Source organism: Sphingomonas sp. GW821-FHT10F09 (assembly GCF_058809195.1).
In genome coordinates this window covers 1,433,430-1,451,194 of sequence record NZ_JBXASI010000001.1, presented here as the reverse complement: position 1 = coordinate 1,451,194, position 17,765 = coordinate 1,433,430, and the positions used below count along the sequence as shown (strand labels likewise).

The 17,765-nt window shown below is 68.7% G+C and carries 18 protein-coding genes and 1 tRNA gene; 12 read left to right on the top strand and 7 right to left on the bottom strand.

What is annotated here, in order from left to right:
- Nucleotides 1–60 precede the first annotated feature (60 nt).
- From AC1RTO_RS06835 to AC1RTO_RS06825, 3 genes are read right to left on the bottom strand one after another with little or no spacing between them, the layout of a single operon-like run.
- On the bottom strand, nt 61–201 hold the full coding sequence (locus AC1RTO_RS06835) for a DUF2256 domain-containing protein (RefSeq protein ID WP_293875490.1): 141 nt from the start codon (nt 199–201) through the stop codon (nt 61–63).
- Nucleotides 201–1,304 carry a 3-dehydroquinate synthase gene (gene aroB / locus AC1RTO_RS06830; protein ID WP_493160084.1) on the bottom strand — a complete coding sequence of 368 codons (1,104 nt, stop codon included), beginning with the start codon at nt 1,302–1,304 and terminating at the stop codon, nt 201–203. Before aroB ends, AC1RTO_RS06835 begins: the two co-directional genes overlap by 1 nt.
- A complete protein-coding gene (locus AC1RTO_RS06825; RefSeq protein WP_493160083.1) occupies nt 1,301–1,894 on the bottom strand; it encodes a shikimate kinase in 594 nt (197 codons plus the stop codon). Before AC1RTO_RS06825 ends, aroB begins: the two co-directional genes overlap by 4 nt.
- A gap of 73 nt (nt 1,895–1,967) precedes the next feature.
- Here AC1RTO_RS06825 and AC1RTO_RS06820 point away from each other — a divergent pair, with 73 nt between their 5' ends.
- From AC1RTO_RS06820 to AC1RTO_RS06805, 4 genes are read left to right on the top strand one after another with little or no spacing between them, the layout of a single operon-like run.
- On the top strand, nt 1,968–2,102 hold the full coding sequence (locus tag AC1RTO_RS06820; RefSeq protein WP_262826702.1) for a hypothetical protein: 135 nt from the start codon (nt 1,968–1,970) through the stop codon (nt 2,100–2,102).
- A complete protein-coding gene (locus AC1RTO_RS06815) occupies nt 2,086–3,942 on the top strand; it encodes a hypothetical protein (protein ID WP_493160082.1) in 1,857 nt (618 codons plus the stop codon). Before AC1RTO_RS06820 ends, AC1RTO_RS06815 begins: the two co-directional genes overlap by 17 nt.
- Before the next feature lie 2 nt (nt 3,943–3,944).
- Nucleotides 3,945–4,838: a tyrosine recombinase gene (locus AC1RTO_RS06810; protein ID WP_493160081.1), complete on the top strand. Its 894-nt coding sequence runs from the start codon at nt 3,945–3,947 to the stop codon at nt 4,836–4,838.
- Between the two features lie 32 nt (nt 4,839–4,870).
- A complete protein-coding gene (locus AC1RTO_RS06805; protein WP_493160080.1) occupies nt 4,871–5,818 on the top strand; it encodes an acetyl-CoA carboxylase carboxyltransferase subunit alpha in 948 nt (315 codons plus the stop codon).
- Between the two features lie 67 nt (nt 5,819–5,885).
- Here the strand turns inward: AC1RTO_RS06805 and AC1RTO_RS06800 are convergent, their stop codons facing one another.
- Together AC1RTO_RS06800 and AC1RTO_RS06795 are read right to left on the bottom strand one after the other, a co-directional pair.
- Nucleotides 5,886–6,056, bottom strand: coding sequence for a Flp family type IVb pilin (locus AC1RTO_RS06800; protein ID WP_493160079.1), 171 nt, complete (start codon nt 6,054–6,056; stop codon nt 5,886–5,888).
- Nucleotides 6,057–6,184: 128 nt separating this feature from the next.
- Nucleotides 6,185–6,385, bottom strand: coding sequence for a Flp family type IVb pilin (locus tag AC1RTO_RS06795; RefSeq protein WP_493160078.1), 201 nt, complete (start codon nt 6,383–6,385; stop codon nt 6,185–6,187).
- A gap of 32 nt (nt 6,386–6,417) precedes the next feature.
- Here AC1RTO_RS06795 and AC1RTO_RS06790 point away from each other — a divergent pair, with 32 nt between their 5' ends.
- Both AC1RTO_RS06790 and AC1RTO_RS06785 read left to right on the top strand, forming a co-directional pair.
- Nucleotides 6,418–6,855: a (deoxy)nucleoside triphosphate pyrophosphohydrolase gene (locus AC1RTO_RS06790; RefSeq protein WP_493160077.1), complete on the top strand. Its 438-nt coding sequence runs from the start codon at nt 6,418–6,420 to the stop codon at nt 6,853–6,855.
- 78 nt (nt 6,856–6,933) lie between these two features.
- Nucleotides 6,934–7,007 (top strand) — tRNA-Cys (locus AC1RTO_RS06785).
- 18 nt (nt 7,008–7,025) lie between these two features.
- On the opposite strand, the gene AC1RTO_RS06780 is transcribed toward AC1RTO_RS06785, so the two are convergent.
- Nucleotides 7,026–7,376, bottom strand: coding sequence for a hypothetical protein (locus AC1RTO_RS06780; protein ID WP_493160076.1), 351 nt, complete (start codon nt 7,374–7,376; stop codon nt 7,026–7,028).
- 138 nt (nt 7,377–7,514) lie between these two features.
- Here AC1RTO_RS06780 and AC1RTO_RS06775 point away from each other — a divergent pair, with 138 nt between their 5' ends.
- The 6 genes from AC1RTO_RS06775 to AC1RTO_RS06750 all read left to right on the top strand — a co-directional run bounded on the left by AC1RTO_RS06775 (nt 7,515) and on the right by AC1RTO_RS06750 (nt 16,836).
- Entirely contained in the window at nt 7,515–8,195 is a 681-nt protein-coding gene (locus tag AC1RTO_RS06775; RefSeq protein WP_493160075.1) for a protein-L-isoaspartate O-methyltransferase family protein, read from the top strand.
- A gap of 18 nt (nt 8,196–8,213) precedes the next feature.
- Nucleotides 8,214–9,719, top strand: a complete 1,506-nt coding sequence (locus tag AC1RTO_RS06770; RefSeq protein WP_493160352.1) for a TolC family outer membrane protein — start codon at nt 8,214–8,216, stop codon at nt 9,717–9,719.
- Between the two features lie 43 nt (nt 9,720–9,762).
- Nucleotides 9,763–10,323: a DUF2497 domain-containing protein gene (locus AC1RTO_RS06765; RefSeq protein WP_493160074.1), complete on the top strand. Its 561-nt coding sequence runs from the start codon at nt 9,763–9,765 to the stop codon at nt 10,321–10,323.
- 101 nt (nt 10,324–10,424) lie between these two features.
- Nucleotides 10,425–12,464, top strand: coding sequence for a prolyl oligopeptidase family serine peptidase (locus AC1RTO_RS06760; RefSeq protein ID WP_493160073.1), 2,040 nt, complete (start codon nt 10,425–10,427; stop codon nt 12,462–12,464).
- 49 nt (nt 12,465–12,513) lie between these two features.
- Nucleotides 12,514–15,321, top strand: coding sequence for a valine--tRNA ligase (locus tag AC1RTO_RS06755; RefSeq protein ID WP_493160072.1), 2,808 nt, complete (start codon nt 12,514–12,516; stop codon nt 15,319–15,321).
- Nucleotides 15,322–15,393: 72 nt separating this feature from the next.
- Nucleotides 15,394–16,836 carry an MATE family efflux transporter gene (locus AC1RTO_RS06750; RefSeq protein WP_493160071.1) on the top strand — a complete coding sequence of 481 codons (1,443 nt, stop codon included), beginning with the start codon at nt 15,394–15,396 and terminating at the stop codon, nt 16,834–16,836.
- Nucleotides 16,837–16,879: 43 nt separating this feature from the next.
- On the opposite strand, the gene AC1RTO_RS06745 is transcribed toward AC1RTO_RS06750, so the two are convergent.
- The gene (locus AC1RTO_RS06745) at nt 16,880–17,758 is read right to left on the bottom strand and encodes a diacylglycerol/lipid kinase family protein (RefSeq protein ID WP_493160070.1); all 879 of its coding nucleotides are present in this window, start codon (nt 17,756–17,758) and stop codon (nt 16,880–16,882) included.
- Between the last annotated feature and the right edge of the window lie 7 nt (nt 17,759–17,765).

Here is a 17,765-nt window from a genome sequence, read left to right as displayed (position 1 = left end):
CGGAACGCCCGCGCCGGGTCTACACCCCCAGCCTGCGATCGCGGCACGAATAGCGCGCGATCACCGCTTCCGGCGGCAGGCATCCGAGCAATAGACGACATTGTCCCAGTCCTTCGCCCATTTCTTGCGCCATGCAAACGGGCGTTCGCAGGCGGGGCAGATCTTTGTCGGCAGGTTCTGCTTGGCGATGCCGTTGGGCATCAGCGTGGCTGCGCGTCGAGGAAGGTCTGGACGTCGGCGAGGTCGACGCTCTTGTCGAGATAGGTTTCGCCGATGCCGCGGGCGAGGAGGAAGGGGAGGGTGCCCGCCGCCATCTTCTTGTCGTGGCGCATATGGTCGACGAGCGTCGCGCCCGATGCGGCGATGCCGGCCGCGGCGAGGCCGTCGGGCAGGCCGACGTGGCGCCAGTGCTCGGCGACGCGATCCGCGTCCGCGGCGGGGCAGATGCCCTGCGCGGCGGAAAAGGCGAAAGCGAGCGCGCAGCCAGCCGCGACGCCCTCGCCGTGGATCAGGCGTTGCGAGAAGCCGGCTTCGGCCTCCAGCGCATGGCCGAAGGTGTGGCCGAGGTTGAGCAGCGCGCGGGTGCCGTTGGTTTCGTGTTCGTCGGCGGCGACGATCCGCGCCTTGGCGGAGACGGCGTGCGCGATCGCATGGTCGCGGGCGGCGGGGTCGCCGGCGATCAGCGCGGCACCGTTGGCCTCGCACCAGAAGAAGAAGGCGGGATCGTCGATCAGGCCGTATTTGACGACCTCGGCATAGCCGGCGCGAACCTCGCGCGGGGGCAGCGTGTCGAGCACGTCGGGGTCGATCAGCACCATGGCGGGCTGGTGGAAGGCGCCGATCAGGTTCTTGCCGGCGCGGGTGTTGATCGCGGTCTTGCCGCCGACCGAGCTGTCGACCTGCGCGAGCAGCGTCGTCGGGATCTGCACGAAGCCGCAGCCGCGCTTGAGGATGGCGCAGGCGAAGCCGATGAGGTCGCCGATCACGCCGCCCCCCAAGGCCACGACATGATCGCCGCGTTCGATGCCGAGGTCGAGCAGGCGGTCGCACAGTGCGGCGAGCTGGCTCCAGCTCTTGGTCGCCTCTCCCGGGGGCAGCACGATCGCCTCGCTGCGCACCCCGGCCTCCGCGAGCGCGGCCTGCAGCGTCGCGCAATGCGGGCGGACGTTCTCGTCGGTGACGATCGCCATCGTGCGTCCGCGGGCAAGCGGTGCGAGGTGATCCGCCGCGCGGGCGAGCAGGCCGGCCGCGATCAGGATGGGGTAGCTGCGATCGCCGAGCGCGACCTCGATCCGGCGGGTCATGCCCCGGCGACGTCCCCGGCGGTATCGGGCGCGCGGTCGAGGCCGATCGCCGTCAGGATCGCGTTGACCGTGGTTTCGTGCGGCGATTTGTTGCTGGTGATGTGGATATGCGCCTCGGCGTAAATCGGGTTGCGGATGGTGGCGAGCTCGGCGAGTACCTGTCGCGGGTTGCGGCCGCGCAGCAGCGGACGGGTATCGCGGCGTCCGACCCGCTCGGCGAGCACGTCGGGATGCGCGTGCAACCAGACCGCGGTCGCCTCGGCGAGGATCAGCGCGCGTGTGTCGTCGTTGATGAACGCGCCGCCGCCGGTGGCGATCACCTTTGGCCGGCCGTCCATCAGACGGGCGATGACGCGGCGTTCGCCGTCGCGGAAATAGGGTTCGCCGAACCGTTCGAAAATCTCGGCGACGGTCATGCCGGCCGCCTCCTCGATCGCGGTGTCGGCGTCGACGAAGGGCAGGCGCAGCCGCCCGGCGAGGCGGCGGCCGACGGTGGACTTGCCGACGCCCATCAGCCCGACCAGCACGATGGGCCGTTGCCGCGCGGACCGGTCGGGGCCGGCGATGGGGGGATGAGCGCTTTGCAACATGGACAGGGGCGCTATACAGCAGGTGAGGACGGGGCAAAAGCTCCGGTCGCGTTTTCGTCTTCCAAGGTACGCTATGTCCCGCTTGCTGCTCTCCGTCATCGTGCTCCTCGTGGTGGTGGTCGGCGGCCTGTTCCTGCTCGCCGGGCGGGCATCGGAACGGCCGCAGACCCATGTCGAGAAGGCCGTGACGCTTGCGAACCTCAGCTAAGGCGCGGGGGACGCTCTTCCTGCGCTGCGGCGTTGCCGCGGTTGCCCTGATCGCGGCGGGCCTGTCGGCCTATGGCCCGGCGAGCGGGCAGGAACGTCCCGAATCGATCCTGCCGCCGGGCTTCGGCGAACCGGCGAGCCAGCCGGCGCCGCGGACGACGGCGACGCCGCGCCCCGGGGCCAGCGCGCCTGCGCCGGTCGGTACGGCCGTCCCGGCGCCGGCTGCGACCGGCTTCGTGCAGCCGCTGCCCGGCGACACCCCGACGCCGGTGGCGAGCACGACACCCAGCCCGACCCCGACGGTCGATCCGGCGGTGCTGGCACAATATGAGATGCCGGACTTCGCGCGCCGGTCGCTCGACCAGGTCGGCCCCGCCGGCCCGCGCGAGGGCGCCCTGACCGCGGACGCGTTCCGTGATGCGGACGGCCCGTTCGTCGAGGCGCTGATGCGCCGCGTCGCCGCGCCGCTGCCGTCGCGCTGGCTGTCGATCCTGTTGCGCCGGACACTGGTGGCGCGGCTCGACACGCCGCTGCACGTCAACGGCGCGGATTTCGCCGCCGAGCGGGCGTGGCTGCTGCTGCGGATGGGCGAGGCGGTGGGCGCGCGCGCGGTCGTGCAGAGCGTCGACAACGCCCATTACACGCCCAAACTGTATCAGGTCGCGATGAACAGCGCGCTGGCGACGGGCGATCCGGCGGAATTGTGCCCGATCGCCGATGCCGGGCTGGCGGTGACGCGCGAGCGGGGCTGGTCGCTCGCGCAGGCGATGTGCGCGGGGCTGGCGGGCGAACCGGCGCGGGCGAAGGCGCTGATCACCGTCGCCCGTCGCCGCAAGCTGGCGACCGGCATCGACCTGCAACTCGCGCAGAAGGTGGTCGGCGCCGGCCCCGGCGGCGGGCAGGCGGTGACGATCGAATGGGCGGGCGTCGATACGCTCAACGCGTGGCGGTTCGGGCTGGCGGCCGCGACCGGCGTCACCATCCCCGATTCGATGCTCGCCACGGTCGGGCCGCAGACGCGCTATTGGTATGCGCTATCGCCGGGCATCCCGCTCGCCGACCGGCTCGCCTCTGCCGAGGCGGCGGCGGCGCAGGGCGTGCTGTCCGCGGCGGCGCTGGTCGACCTGTACGGCGCGGTCGATGCCGCGAACGACATGCCGGGTGCGGCAACCGGCGCCGCGAACGAGTTGCAGACGGCCTATACCGGCACGGACATCAACGCGCGGCTGACCGCGATGCGCAGCCTGTGGGGCAATGGGGATCGCACGGCGGACAAGGCACCGGCCTATGCCCGGCTGGTGCTGACTGCGCGTGCCGCGGCGCGGTTGCCCGCACGGCAGGGTATCGAGGATGCGCGCTATCTGGTCGCATCGATGCTGACCGCGGGGCTGGACCGCAGCGCAGCGCGGTGGCGGGCGGCGGTGGACGAAGGCGGTGACGCATGGGCGATGATCGCGCTCGCCGATCCGGATGCCGGCGGCCGGCTGAGCTATCGCGCGCTGTCGTCCTACACCGGGCGTGGCGATGCGGCGTTGAAGCAGCGGCTGTTCTTCGCCGGGCTGGCGGGGCTGGGGCGACTGTCCGCCGAGGATATCGAACGCGCCGCGGCGGCGCTGGACGTGCGGATCGGCGCACAGAACAGCTGGACGCGCGCGATCGACCGCGCCGCTGCCGAGGGGCAGCAGGGGACGGTGGTGCTGCTCGCGGCGATCGGCATGCAGTCGCCGGCATGGCGCGGCGTGCCGCCCGCGATGCTCTACCGGATCGTCGGCGCGTTGCGCTTGGTGGGTCTGGAGGGCGAGGCGCGGATGATCGCCGCCGAGGCGCTGGCGCGGGTGTGACCATGGCCCCGGACCGCACGGCGATCGAGCGGTTCCTCGAGATGATGGCGGCGGAATCGGGCGCGGCGGCCAACACGCTCGCGGCCTATCGCAGCGATTTGACGCTGGCGTCGGTGGCGCTGGAGGGCAGGCTGGTCGCGGCGGACGCGGCACGGTTGCAGGCGCTGGCCGAGGAGTGGCGCCCGCTGGCGCGCAGCACGGTGGCCCGCAAATCCGCGGCCTTGCGGCGGTTCTATGCGTTCCTGATGGACGAGGGCCATCGCGCGGACGACCCGGGCAAGGCGTTGCCGCGGCCCGGCACCGCCCGCGCACTGCCCAAGGTGCTGAGCCATGCCGACGTCGACCGGCTGTTCGCGACGATCGCGGACCGCTCCGGGCGTGCGCATCCGCTGCCGGGCGACCTGCGGCTCGCGGCGCTGGTCGAGCTGCTCTACGGATCGGGATTGCGCGCGACCGAGCTGGTCAGCCTGCCGCGCAACGCGATCCATCCCGACCGGCCGTATCTGATCCTGAAGGGCAAGGGGGGACGCGAGCGGCTGGTGCCGATCTCCGATCGCGCGCGGGCGGCGGTCGCGGCATGGCGGGCGCATGTCGCTGCCGACCGCGTCTGGCTGTTCCCGTCGGGTAAGGGCCATCTGTCGCGCATCCGCCTGTATCAGCTGATGAAGGCGCTGGCGGCGGACGCGGGCATCCCGCCCGACCGGGTGAGCCCGCACGTGTTGCGCCACGCCTTCGCCACGCATCTGCTCGCCGGCGGGGCCGATCTGCGGGCGCTGCAATCCATGCTCGGCCACGCCGATATCGCGACGACCGAGATCTATACGCATGTCGACGCCAGCCGGCTGGTCGAGCTGGTCAACACCCGCCATCCGCTCGCCGACCCGCCCTTGCGTTGACGGGACGCCGCGGCGCCCGTAACCGGCGCGTCATGGCGAGCTTTCTCGAATTTGAAAAACCGATTGCCGAGCTGCAGGGCCGGATCGACGAACTCCGGGCGACGGCGGCGGACGGCACGATCGATATCGGCGCGGACCTGGCGCGGTTGCAGGCGAAATCGGACAAGCTGTTGCGCGATACCTTCGCCAAGCTGACCCCGTGGCAGAAGACGCAGGTCGCGCGGCATCCCGAACGGCCGCATTTCAAGGATTATGTCGCCGGGCTGTTCGACGAGTTCGTGCCGCTGGCGGGCGACCGCGCCTTCGCCGACGATCAGGCGATCATGGGCGGCTTCGCGACGTTTCGCGGGCGCAAGGTGATGGTGCTAGGCCATGAGAAGGGCTCCGACACCGCGACGCGGCTGCGGCACAATTTCGGCATGGGCAAGCCCGAGGGTTATCGCAAGGCGATCCGGCTGGTCGAACTGGCCGACCGATTCGGGCTGCCGGTGGTGACGCTGGTCGATACGATGGGCGCCTTTCCCGGCATCGAGGCCGAGGAACGCGGTCAGGCCGAAGCGATCGCGCGCTCGACCGAGGCATGCCTCGCGGCGAGCGTGCCGGTGATCGCCGCGATCGTCGGCGAAGGCGGTTCGGGCGGCGCCGTCGCGCTGGCCGCGGGCAACCGCGTGCTGATGTTCGAACATGCCATCTATTCGGTCATCAGCCCCGAAGGCTGCGCCTCAATCCTGTGGCGCACCGCCGACAAGGCGGCCGATGCGGCGGAGGCGATGCGGGTGACCGCGCAGGACCTGAAGACGTTCGGCGTGATCGATACGATCGTGTCCGAGCCCCTCGGCGGCGCGCACCGCGATCCGGCGGAGGCGATCCGCCTGCTGGGCGATGCGCTCGCGACTGCTCTTGATTCGCTCGACCATCGCGACGCGACCACGCTGCGGCAGGAACGGCGCGACAAGTTCCTGGCGATGGGCAGGCTGTAACGGCCACGAAAAAGGGCGACGGAACCGGAGTTCCGCCGCCCTTTAGCTAAATCGATCGTGTCGGTGATTAGCCCGCCGTGTTCATGTTCGACGAAACATTGTTGAACGTCTTGGTCAGCTTGTTGCCCAGGCCCTGCATCGCAGCAATGGCGGCGACGGCGATCAGCGCCGCGATCAGGCCGTACTCGATGGCGGTCGCGCCCTTGCTGTTCTTGATGAACTTGCGAATCGTCTGCATTCCGGTCTCCATGTTCGAAACTTCAATCACCCGGCTGAACCGGTGAACCGGAGCAGCGACGGCAGATGTACGAGGCCAAGGTTTCCAAAGATTTAAGCCGGATATGGTTTTTTGCCGGCCGCCTGCGGTCAACCGGCGGCCTCGACCTTGCTGCTGACGTTATTCCACATGTTGCTATTGGCGTTGGCGACCTGCTTCAGCGCAACGACCATGACGATGACGATCAGCGCGACGATCAGCCCATATTCGACCGCGGTGGCGCCGCGCGCATCGCGCAGTGCGGGGCGCAACCGGCCGGACAGGCGACGAAGGATCGAACGCGGGATCATGATCGGGCTGGATAACGGGGAAGGCTTAAGGAATGGCTGACGACACAACGGCTTGGTCGATGGCGGGTGCAGTGCGATTGTTGCCGGTGGTGGCCGCGGCGCTGGTCGATCGGCAGGGGCGGGTGCTGTTGCAGCGCCGACCGCCGGGCAAGCAGATGGCCGACCTGTGGGAATTTCCCGGCGGCAAGATCGAACCGGGCGAGGCCCCCGAGGCGGCGCTGGTGCGCGAACTGGCCGAGGAACTGGCGATCGATGTCGATCCCGCGGCGGCGACGCCGCTCACCTTCGCCAGTGCGGGCCTTGGCGACCGGCATCTGCTCCTGTTGCTGTATCTGGTCCGCGACTGGCAGGGTGAGCCGCAGCCGCTGGAGGCGAGCGCGCTCGCCTGGGTGCATCCGTCGGCGATGCACGACCTCGCGATGCCGCCCGCCGACGTGCCGCTGGTCGCGATGCTCGAGCGCCTGTTGTGAAATCCCGGGCCCGGATCACGACAATCGACGGTTGACGGGTCGCGCAAAACCGATCATCTGCGCGCCTCCCGACGTCGAGGCCCGATGGCGGAGTGGTGACGCAGAGGACTGCAAATCCTTGCACCCGGGTTCGATTCCCGGTCGGGCCTCCATTCTTGTCCGCGATGCGGTCAGGCGTCGCTCTCGGAACGGATCGTCACGCGGTTGCGGTCGCGGTGGAGCAGCATCGGGCGCATCCGGATGCCGAGGCAGATCACCGTCGGCCAGAACAATGTGTTGAGGATGTCCATGGTGGTATCCTCCCAGCGCCACGAGCCGAATTGCAGCCGGTCCATGACTTCGTTGAACGCTTCGGCGAGGACGACGATCGACCAGGGGACGAAGCTGCCCAGCGAGCGCCGGGTGAGGATGCGGGCGATCATCAGCACCGCCATGCCGGCGTGGATGTGCAGGATGGTGTCGGGCAGGCCGGTGCCGTCGCCGATCCAGTCGATGAATTGATGATAGGTCGCAGGAATCATGCGCGCCCCTTAAGCCGTGGCGGCGGTGCTGGCCATCCGCACCGTTCCTTCGCTTGGCGCGGGACGATGCGCACGATACAAGCCGCTTTGTCACGAAGTGTATTGCGCAGCTAATACGGTTGTGCGAGAGGGGTCATCATGAACATCAGCCTCGATAACAACAATCTGGACCGCACGGCGTCGGAGACGATGCGCCATGCGATGGTGTCGAGCCAGTTGCGCACCAATGCGGTCAGCGACCAGCGTATCCTGGTCGCGATGAACACGCTACCGCGCGAGGATTACGTGCCCGCCGAAGTCCGCGGCATCGCCTATCGCGATACGGCGCTGCCGGTCGCGGGCGGTCGGGCGATCAACCTGCCGATGGTCACCGGCCGGCTGCTGACCGAAGCCTATCTGGAACGCGGCGACCGCGTGCTGCTGATCGGCGCCGCGGGCGGCTATACCGCCGCGATCCTCGCCGAGATCGTCGCCGAGGTGGTCGCGGTCGAGGAGGATGCGGCGCTCGCGGCGCTGGCACGCGAGGCGCTGGCCGGCACCGCGAACGTCCGCATCGTCGAGGCGCCGCTCGCCGCGGGCGCCGCGGATCATGGTCCTTATGACGTGCTGGTGATCGACGGCGCGATCGAGCATGTCCCGGACGCGCTGGTCGGTCAGGTGAAGACCGGCGGGCGCGTCGTCACCGGGCTGGTCGAGAATGGCGTCACCCGCCTTGCCACCGGTCGCAAGACCGATGGCGGGTTCGGCCTGTCGGCATTCCTGGACAGCGACTGCATCGTGTTGCCGGGCTTTGCGGTGCCGCAGGGTTTCAGGTTCTAGTCTATGCGTAGCGGGGGGATGATGCGGGGATTGTTGCTGGGCGGCGCGGCGCTGGCGGGGCTCGCCGCGCCCGCGGAGGCGGAAACGCTGCGCGAGGCGCTCGCCAAGGCCTATGCATCCAACCCGACGATCACCGGACAGCGCGCGGCCCAGCGCGCCACCGATGAGACCGTGCCGATCGCCCGCGCCAGCGGCCTGCCGGGGGTCAACGCCACCGGGTCGGTGACGGACAACTTCCTGCAGGCGAATAACAACTTCCTCAATCCCGAGCGCAACGCGGCCGGCGGGCTCAACCTGTCGGTGCCGATCTTTCAGGGCGGGGCGGTGAAGAATGCGGTGCGGGCGGCGGAGACGCGCGTCGATGCCGGTCGCGCGACGCTGCGCGGCACCGAGGCGACGACCTTCACCAACGTCGTCGCCGCCTATATGAACGTGATCCGCGACGAGGCGGTCGCGTCGCTCAACCAGCAGAACGTCCGCGTGCTCGAGGTGAATCTGCGCGCCAGCCGCGACCGGTTTCAGGTCGGCGACCTGACCCGGACGGACGTCGCGCAGTCGGAGGCGCGACTGGCGCTGGCGCGTGCGCAATTGCAGCAGGCCGAGGCACAGCTGATCTCCAGCCGCGAGAATTATATCCAGATCGTCGGCACGCCCCCGGTCGCGCTGGAAGAACCGCCGATCCTGCCCAATCTGCCCAATTCGCCCGCCACCGCGGTCGGCGTCGCGCTCGACAACAATCCCAACCTGATCGCGGCGCGCCGACAGGCGGATGCCAGCCGCTACGATATCAACGTCGCACGGGCGAATCGATTGCCGCGCGTGTCGGTGGTCACCGGCGCCAACTATTTTAATTACCTCGGGTCGCTGCCCGTCGCGAGTATCGCCCCCAACTCGGGCACCTCGGCGTCGGCCGGCGTCCAGCTGACGTTGCCGCTGTTCCAGGGCGGTCGCCCGGCAGCGCAGGTGCGGCAGGCGCAGGCGCAGCGCAGCCAGGCGCTGGAGAATGCGACCGCGACCGAACGCGCGGTCATCGCGCAGGCACGGTCGGCCTATGCCATCTGGCAATCGTCGCAACAGGTGATCGCATCGTCGGAGACGGCGGTGAACGCCAACAAGCTGAGCCTCGAGGGCGTGCGCGCCGAGAACAGCGTCGGCACGCGGACGATCCTCGACATCCTCAACGCCGAACAGGAATTGCTCAACAGCCAGGTGACGTTGGTGACGGCGCGGCGCGATGCCTATGTCGCGGGCTTCGCACTGCTCGCGGCGATGGGCAATGCCGAGGCGCGCGATCTGGGGCTGGAGGGCGGCGCGCTCTACGATCCGGTGGCGAATTACCAGCGCGTGCGCCACCGCATCAACGATTTCGACAGCGATCCGGAACCGGTGCCGGTCGCGGTCACGACCGCGCAGACGCCGGCGCAAACCGCTGCGGTGTCGCGTCCGCTCGACCCGATGCTCGATACGCCGGTTGACAGGAGCCCCGGGTTAACCACAGGTGCGTCTTCGCCGAACCGACAGTGATCTGCCGGGACCGGTCACGGAAAAGGGCAGGGACGTCAGGGCAATGGGGGATATGAGCGCCGAACCGTCGATGGAGGAGATCCTCTCGTCGATCAAACGCATCATCGCCGAGGAGGGTGAAGGCACACAAGCGCGCAGCCGCCGTCCGCGCGCCGTGCCGCAGCCGATCGAGCCGGAACCCGAAGAGGTGCTGGAACTGAGCGACCCGATTCCCGAACACCGTTTCGAACCCGAGCCGGAGCCCGTCGCGCCGCGTGTGCAGGCGGCCGCGCCGCAGCCCGCGGTCCACAAGCCGGCAGCGCCGCAGCCGATCGCAGCGCCGGCTGAAGCCGCGCCGCAACCGACGCGCGCGGCACCCGTTCAACCCGCGATGACCGAAGAACCGATCCTGTCCCAGCGTACCGCGGCCGCCAGCCTCGGTTCGCTGGAAACCCTGAGCAAATTGCTCGTCAAACCGGAGCCGGAGAGCGACGGTACGCTCGAGGGGCTGGTGCGCGAGATGCTGCGCCCGATGCTGCGCGACTGGCTCGACACGCATCTCCCCGACATGGTGGAGACGCTGGTCGCGCGCGAGATCGCGAAGATCACCTCGCAGATGCGCTGAGCCGCCGATCGCCGCGCACCGTCCCTGGGCCCACGCCGGGCGGGCGGTGCGCGGCGGCACGGCGTTGCCCCATGCCGACCGACGTGCTTAACCTGCCGCGCATGAAGACCTTTCTCGTCGCGAGCCTGCTCGCCACCGCCGCGCTGTCCGCCGCTCCCGCCTCCGCCCGCCAGCTCACCATCGACGATGTTTCCATGCTCAGCCGCGTCGGTGCGCCGAGCGTGTCCGCGGACGGCAGGTGGCTGGTCTGGGCGCAGCGCGAAACCGATCTTGCCGCCAATCGCGGTCGCTACGACCTGTGGCGGCTCGACCTGTCGCGCAAGAATGCCCGGCCCGAACCGTTGCTCAACGAGGCCGAGGTCAACGAGATCGATCCGCAGATCGTCGGCGCGACCGTCTATTTCAGCTCCGACAAGGGTGGCGACGATGCGATCTGGTCGGTCCCCGTCACCGGCGGCGCGCCGCGCAAGCTGACCGGCTTTCAGGGCGGCTTCGGCGGGTTCAAGGTCGCGCCCACCGGCGACCGCATCCTCGTCTGGGCGGATCGCAAGCCCAACGCGCCGAGCCTCGCGCCGGCGCTGGAGAAGAAGGACCCCAATGCCGGTGAGGGCCGCGTCTACGACCGGATGTTCGTGCGCCACTGGGATCGCTGGGTCGACGGTACGCATTCGCAGCTGTTCGTCCTGCCGCTGACCGCGGCGGGGGCGCCCGGCGACGGCGTCGCCATCGGTCACGGCATCTACGGCGATGCGCCCTCGCGTCCGTTCGGCGGCGGCGAGGAGGTGTCGTGGAGCGCGGACGGCCGGACGATCTACTTCGCACTCCGCATCGCCGGGACGACCGAGCCGCTGTCGACCAACCTCGACATCTGGTCCGCGCCCGCCGACGGATCCGCGGCGCCGGTCAACCTGACCGCGGCCAATCCGGCGACCGACAATCTGCCGACGGTGTCGCCGAATGGGCGCAGCCTCGCCTGGTTCGCGATGAAGCGGCCCGGGTTCGAGGCCGACCGGCAGGTGCTGATGCTGCGCGATCTCGCCACCGGGCAGGTGCGCGCGCTGACCGAGGGCTGGGACCGGTCTGTCGGGTCGATCGCCTGGTCGCCCGATTCGCGGCGGATCTACGTCACCGCGCAAGACACGCAGGAAAATCCGCTGTTCGCGGTCGATCCGGCGAGCGGCAAGGTGACGCGGCTGACGCAGGCGGGCCACGTCTCCGCCGTCGTGCCGACGGCGAAGGGCGTGGTGATCGCGATGAACAGCCTGACCGCGCCCGACGATTTCTACGCCGTGTCGGGCAGGGGCAAGCCCGCGCGGCTGACGCAGGTCAACGCCGCGAAGCTTGCCGGGATCGACATGCCCACCGTCTCGCGGTTCAGCTTCACTGGGGCCAACAACGACACCGTCTGGGGCTATGCGGTGAAGCCCTATGGCAGCACGGGTAAGGTGCCGGTCGCGTTCATGGTCCATGGCGGGCCGCAGGGATCGAGCGACAACAGCTGGTCGTACCGCTGGAACCCGGCGGTGTTCGCGGGCGCGGGATACGGCCTGGTCGCAGTCGATTTCCACGGCAGCACCGGCTACGGCCAGGCGTTTACCGACGCGATCAGCAACAATTGGGGCGGCTGGCCGCTCGACGACCTGAAGGCCGGGCTCAAGGCGGCGACGGACCGGTTCGGCTGGCTCGACGGCAACCGCGCCTGCGCGCTCGGGGCGTCCTATGGCGGCTATATGATGAACTGGATCGCGGGGCAGTGGCCCGACCGGTTCGACTGCATCGTCCAGCACGACGGCGTCTTCGACGCGCGCGCCATGGCGTATGAAACCGAGGAACTCTGGTTCGACGAATGGGAGCATGGCGGCAAGACCTATTTCCAGGACCCCGCGGCCTACGAGAAGTGGAACCCGGTCCATTACGTCCAGAACTGGAAGACGCCGATGCTGGTCATCACCGGCGAGAAGGACTTCCGCATCCCCTATACGCAGGGGCTGGCCGCGTTCACCGCGTTGCAGCGCCGCGGCATCCCGTCGCGCCTGCTGGTCAACCCCAACGAGAACCATTGGGTGCTCAAGCCCAAGAATTCGCGGCAATGGTATCGCGAGGTGATCGGCTGGATGGACCGCTGGACCGTGGCGCAGTGACGATGCGCAGGGGGTGACGAACCGCACGCACCCCCGCTAAGGGGCGGGGATGACCGAGCTCGCCAAGACCTTCGACCCCGCCGCCATCGAATCGCGCTGGTACGACCATTGGGAAGCCGAGGGGCTGTTCCGGCCGGACCGTCCGGGTGCGGAGCCGTGGACGATCGTCAACCCGCCGCCCAACGTCACCGGCTCGCTTCACATCGGCCATGCGCTCGACAACACGCTGCAGGACATCCTGACGCGGCATGCGCGGCTGAAGGGCAAGGACGCGCTCTGGGTGGTCGGTACCGACCATGCCGGCATCGCGACGCAGATGGTGGTCGAGCGGCAGATGGCGCTCCGCCAGCAGAAGCGCACCGACTTCACCCGCGAGGAATTCGTCGCGAAGGTGTGGGACTGGAAGGCGGAGAGCGGCGGCGAGATCACGCGCCAGCTCCGCCGTCTGGGCTGTTCGATGGACTGGGCGAACGAGCGGTTCACGATGGACGAGGGCTTTTCGAAGGCGGTCCTCAAGGTGTTCGTCGAGCTGCACCGCCAGGGGCTGCTCTATCGCGACAAGCGTCTGGTGAACTGGGACCCGGGCCTCGGCACCGCGATCAGCGACCTCGAGGTCGAGACGCGCGAGATCAAGGGCCAGTTCTGGCATCTGCGCTATCCGCTCGACGACGGATCGGGCTTCATCGAGGTCGCGACGACGCGGCCCGAGACGATGCTCGCCGACATGGCGGTCGCGGTGAACCCCGAGGATGCGCGCTATACCGCGCTGATCGGGCGACACGTGCGCCTGCCGATCACCGGCCGGCTGATCCCGATCGTCGCCGACGACCATGCCGATCCCGAACTGGGGTCGGGCGCGGTGAAGATCACGCCGGGGCATGACTTCAACGATTTCGAGGTCGGCCGCCGCGCCGGGATCGAGGCGCGCGACATGCTCAACATGCTCGATGCCAAGGCGCAGGTCGTCCAGACCCGCGACGGCCTGATCCCCGACGAGCTGCTCGGCCTGACGACGGCGCAGGCGCGCAAGGCGGTGGTCGCGCGGCTCAAGGCGGACGGCTACCTGATCCCGCACGTCGACAAAGATGGCGCGGAACATGACGCCGAGCCGCGGACGATCCAGACGCCTTATGGCGACCGGTCGGGCGTGGTGATCGAACCGTGGCTGACCGATCAGTGGTATGTCGATGCGGCGACGCTGGCGAAGCCCGCGATCGAGGCGGTGCGGTCGGGCGCGATCCAGATCGTGCCAAAGACGTGGGAGAAGACCTTCTTCAACTGGATGGAGAACATCCAGCCATGGTGCGTCAGCCGGCAATTGTGGTGGGGCCATCAGATCCCGGCATGGTTTGGGCCTGCTCGACCAGACATTGAAGCTCCCGTGCAGCAGCGGGGGGAGATGAAAATTTTTAGCGCTAAAATTTTCGTTGCGGTGACGGAAGAGGAAGCTCTTGCGCAGGCTGCTGAATACTACGGTCCGGAAATTGGAGTCCAAGCTCAGGGTGTAAATCCCAAGGAAGATAATCGAGCTGTTGCAGGAAATACGGTTGAGATTTGGCGCGATCCCGACGTGCTCGACACGTGGTTCTCCTCGGCACTCTGGCCGTTCGCGACGCTGGGCTGGCCGGAGAACGGCGATACGGCGCTCGGCGGACGCTACCCGAACGACGTCCTGATTTCCGGCTTCGACATCCTGTTCTTCTGGGATGCGCGGATGATGATGCAGGGCATCCACTTCATGAAGGATGTCCCTTTCCGGACGCTGTACCTCCACGGGCTGGTGCGCGCGGCGGATGGCGCCAAGATGTCCAAGTCGAAGGGCAATACCGTCGATCCGCTCGGGCTGATCGACACATACGGCGCCGATGCGCTGCGCTTCTTCATGGCGGCGATGGAAAGCCAGGGCCGCGACATCAAGATGGATGAGAAGCGGGTCGAGGGCTATCGCAACTTCGCGACCAAGCTGTGGAACGCCAGCCGCTTCGCCCAGGCGAATGGCATCGGCGGATCGACCACGCTGGAGGCGCCGGGGGCTTTGCTGGCGGTCAACAAGTGGATCATCGCCGAGACGGTGCGGACGGTGCAGGCGGTCGACCTCGCGCTCGCCGACTACCGGTTCGACGGCGCGGCGAATGCGATCTACCAGTTCGTCTGGAGCCGCTTCTGCGACTGGTATCTCGAACTCATCAAACCGGTGTCGGTCGGCGACGAGCGCGGGGTGATCGATCCCGAGAGCAAGGCGGTCGCCGGCTGGGTGCTCGACCAGATCCTCGTGCTGCTCCACCCGTTCATGCCGTTCATCACCGAGGAACTGTGGCATGCGATGGCGCCGCGGACCCACGACCTGATCGTCGCGCGATGGCCGATGGCGGATGCGCGCAGCCTCGATCCGGCGTCGGAGCAGGAGATCGACTGGCTGATCCGGCTGGTCGGCGAGATCCGCGCGGCACGCACCGAGCTGAACGTGCCGCCGGGTGCGCGCCTGCCGCTGTACGTGCGCGACGCCGGCACGCAGACGGCGGATCGTCTGGCGCGCCAGTCGGCGGTGCTGGCGCGGCTCGCCCGGGTCGAGCGCGCCGACGGCGACGCCACCGGCGGCGCGGCGCAGGTCGTGGTGGACGAGGCGACCTTCGTCCTGCCGCTGGAGGGCGTCATCGACCTCGATGCGGAACGCACGCGCCTGACCAAGGCGATCGCCGCGGCGGAGAAGGAGCGCGACGGCCTCGCCGGCCGCCTCGGCAATCCGAGCTTCGTCGAGCGCGCCAAGCCGGAAGCGGTCGAGAAGGCGCGGGCCGACCATGCCGACAAGGCCGCGGAGGCCGAGCGGCTGTCGGCGGCGCTGGCGCGTTTGGGGTAGGTGGCGCGTCGACCCGCGGACCGCGCGGACCAACCTTTCCGACCCCTGCGCTCTGACCGATAGGATGCCGACGTGCCGAAACCGCAGCGCGACCTGACCTCCGGTGCGATCGGCGGCACCTTGCTGGCCTTTGCGCTGCCGACGCTGGGGTCGAACATCCTCCAGTCGCTCAACGGCTCGATCAACGCGATCTGGGTCGGGCGCTTCCTCGGCGAGGGCGCGCTGGCGGCGACGTCGAACGCCAACATCATCATGTTCCTGATGTTCGGCGCGGTGTTCGGCTTCGGCATGGCCGCGACCATCCTTGTCGGGCAGAGCTTCGGCCGCCGCGATGTCGAGGGCGGGCGCCGCGCGTTCGGCGCCGCGATCGGGCTGGTGCTGGCGGGATCGGTCGGGATCGCGATCCTCGGCTGGCTGTTTTCGGCGGAGATCCTGCGCCTGCTCGCCACGCCCGGCGATGCGATGGCGCTGGCTGAGGCGTATCTTCAGGTCATCTTCCTCGGCCTGCCCGCCTCGATGCTGCTCGTGCTCGTCATGATGGGGTTGCGCGGCACCGGCGATTCGCTGACGCCCTTGTGGTTCATGGCGCTGAGCGTGTTGCTTGACAGCGGTCTCAACCCATTGCTGATCGCCGGGATCGGGCCGTTCCCGCGGCTCGGCATCGCCGGCTCGGCCTGGGCGACGCTGATCGCCAACCACCTCGCGCTCGCCGGCCTCGTCGCCTATCTCTATGCGAGGGACCTGCCGATCCGCCTGCGCGGTCACGAGCTTGGCTGGATCCGGCCGGGACGCGAACTTGCGGGCACGATCGTCCGCAAGGGCCTGCCGATGGGCGCGCAGATGCTGGTGATGTCGTCGGCGGGGCTGACGATGGTCGGGCTGGTCAACCGGCAGGGTGTCGATACCGCGGCGGCCTATGCGGTGTCTCAGCAATTGTGGACCTATATCCAGATGCCGGCGCTGGCGATCGGCGCCGCGGTCAGCGCGATGGCGGCGCAGAATATCGGCGCAAACCGCTGGGATCGCGTCGCCAGCATCACCCTCTTCGGCGTGCTCTACAATATCGCGCTGACCGGCGTGATGGTCGCGATGGTTATCCTGTTCGATCGGCAGGTGATGACGCTGTTCGTCCCCGATACCAGCCCGGCGCTGCCGATCGCGCGCCATATCCAGCTGATCGCGAGCTGGAACTTCGTCGTCTTCGGGGTGACGATGGTGCTCTTCTCCACCGTCCGAGCGAACGGCGCGGTGCTGGCGCCGCTGCTGTTCCTGTTCATCTCGATGTATCCGGTCCGCATCGGCTTCGCGCTCGGTGCGCGCGGCTGGCTGGGGGTGGATGCGCTGTGGTGGAGCTTCCCGGTCGGATCGGTGGTCAATCTGGCGATGGCCGGGCTCTATTATCGCTACGGCAACTGGCGGCGCGGCAATCTGGTCGTCGCGCCCGATGCCGAGGAGGCGCACGAACACAGCCATACGGTGGCGGAGCCGGGCGGGCGGTTGCAGCCGAGCGGCTGAGCGCGGTCGTCATCGACCTCCTGCCGGGAGAGGACGCGTCCTGTCAGGCCGGGACCATCACCTCGATCACCCCGGCAGCGACCGTCGCCGTGACCGGGGTATGTGCCAGCACCTCGCCGTCGATCGAGATCGGCATCGACGGCCGCGTATCGATCTTGAGCGACTTGCCTGCGAAGGTGACCGTGTCCTGATGCCGCGAATCGTGGCCGAAGAAGCTTGCCGCCCAGTTCTTCGCCAGCGTCCTCTTGTAGCGACCGGTCACCGCCTGCACGACGATCTCACCCGAATTGATGCTCGCCTCGTCCACCAGCCAGGTGCCGCCGTGATACGGGCCGTTGCTGATCCGCACCTCGACCACGCGCATCGTCTTCACCGCATTGCCGTCGTCGACGGTGAGAATGAATGGCTTGAAGCGAGCAAACTGCCACGTCGCCCAACCGAGATAGCCGATCCGCCCCAGTATCTTCTTGAGGCCGTGCGGCACCGTCTCGGCGATCTGCGGGCTGATTCCCATCGCGGCGCAATTGGCGAAATAATCCTTGTCGATCATGCCGAGGTCGATGCGCTTGGGCCGGCCGGTGCGGATCGCCTCGACCGCGCCCTCGACGTCGAGCGGCAGGCCGAGCGTCCGTGCGAAGCTGTTGGCGGTGCCGAGCGGCAGGACGCCCAGCACGACCCCCTTGCCGACGAGTAGGTCGACGAGACCGCTGACCGTGCCGTCGCCGCCGCCCAGGATCACCAGCTGCGGCTTTTCCGCCAGTGCGGCGTTGACCGTCCGTTCCAGATCCTCGGGATCCTCGACCGCATGCGCATCGACCGGGAAGGGCAGGCCCTTCATTGCCGCGCAGGCGCGCTTGAACAGCTTCTGTCCCCGGCGCGACTTGGCGTTGACGATCAGAGCGGCAGACGTGAATTGGGTCATGGGGTTC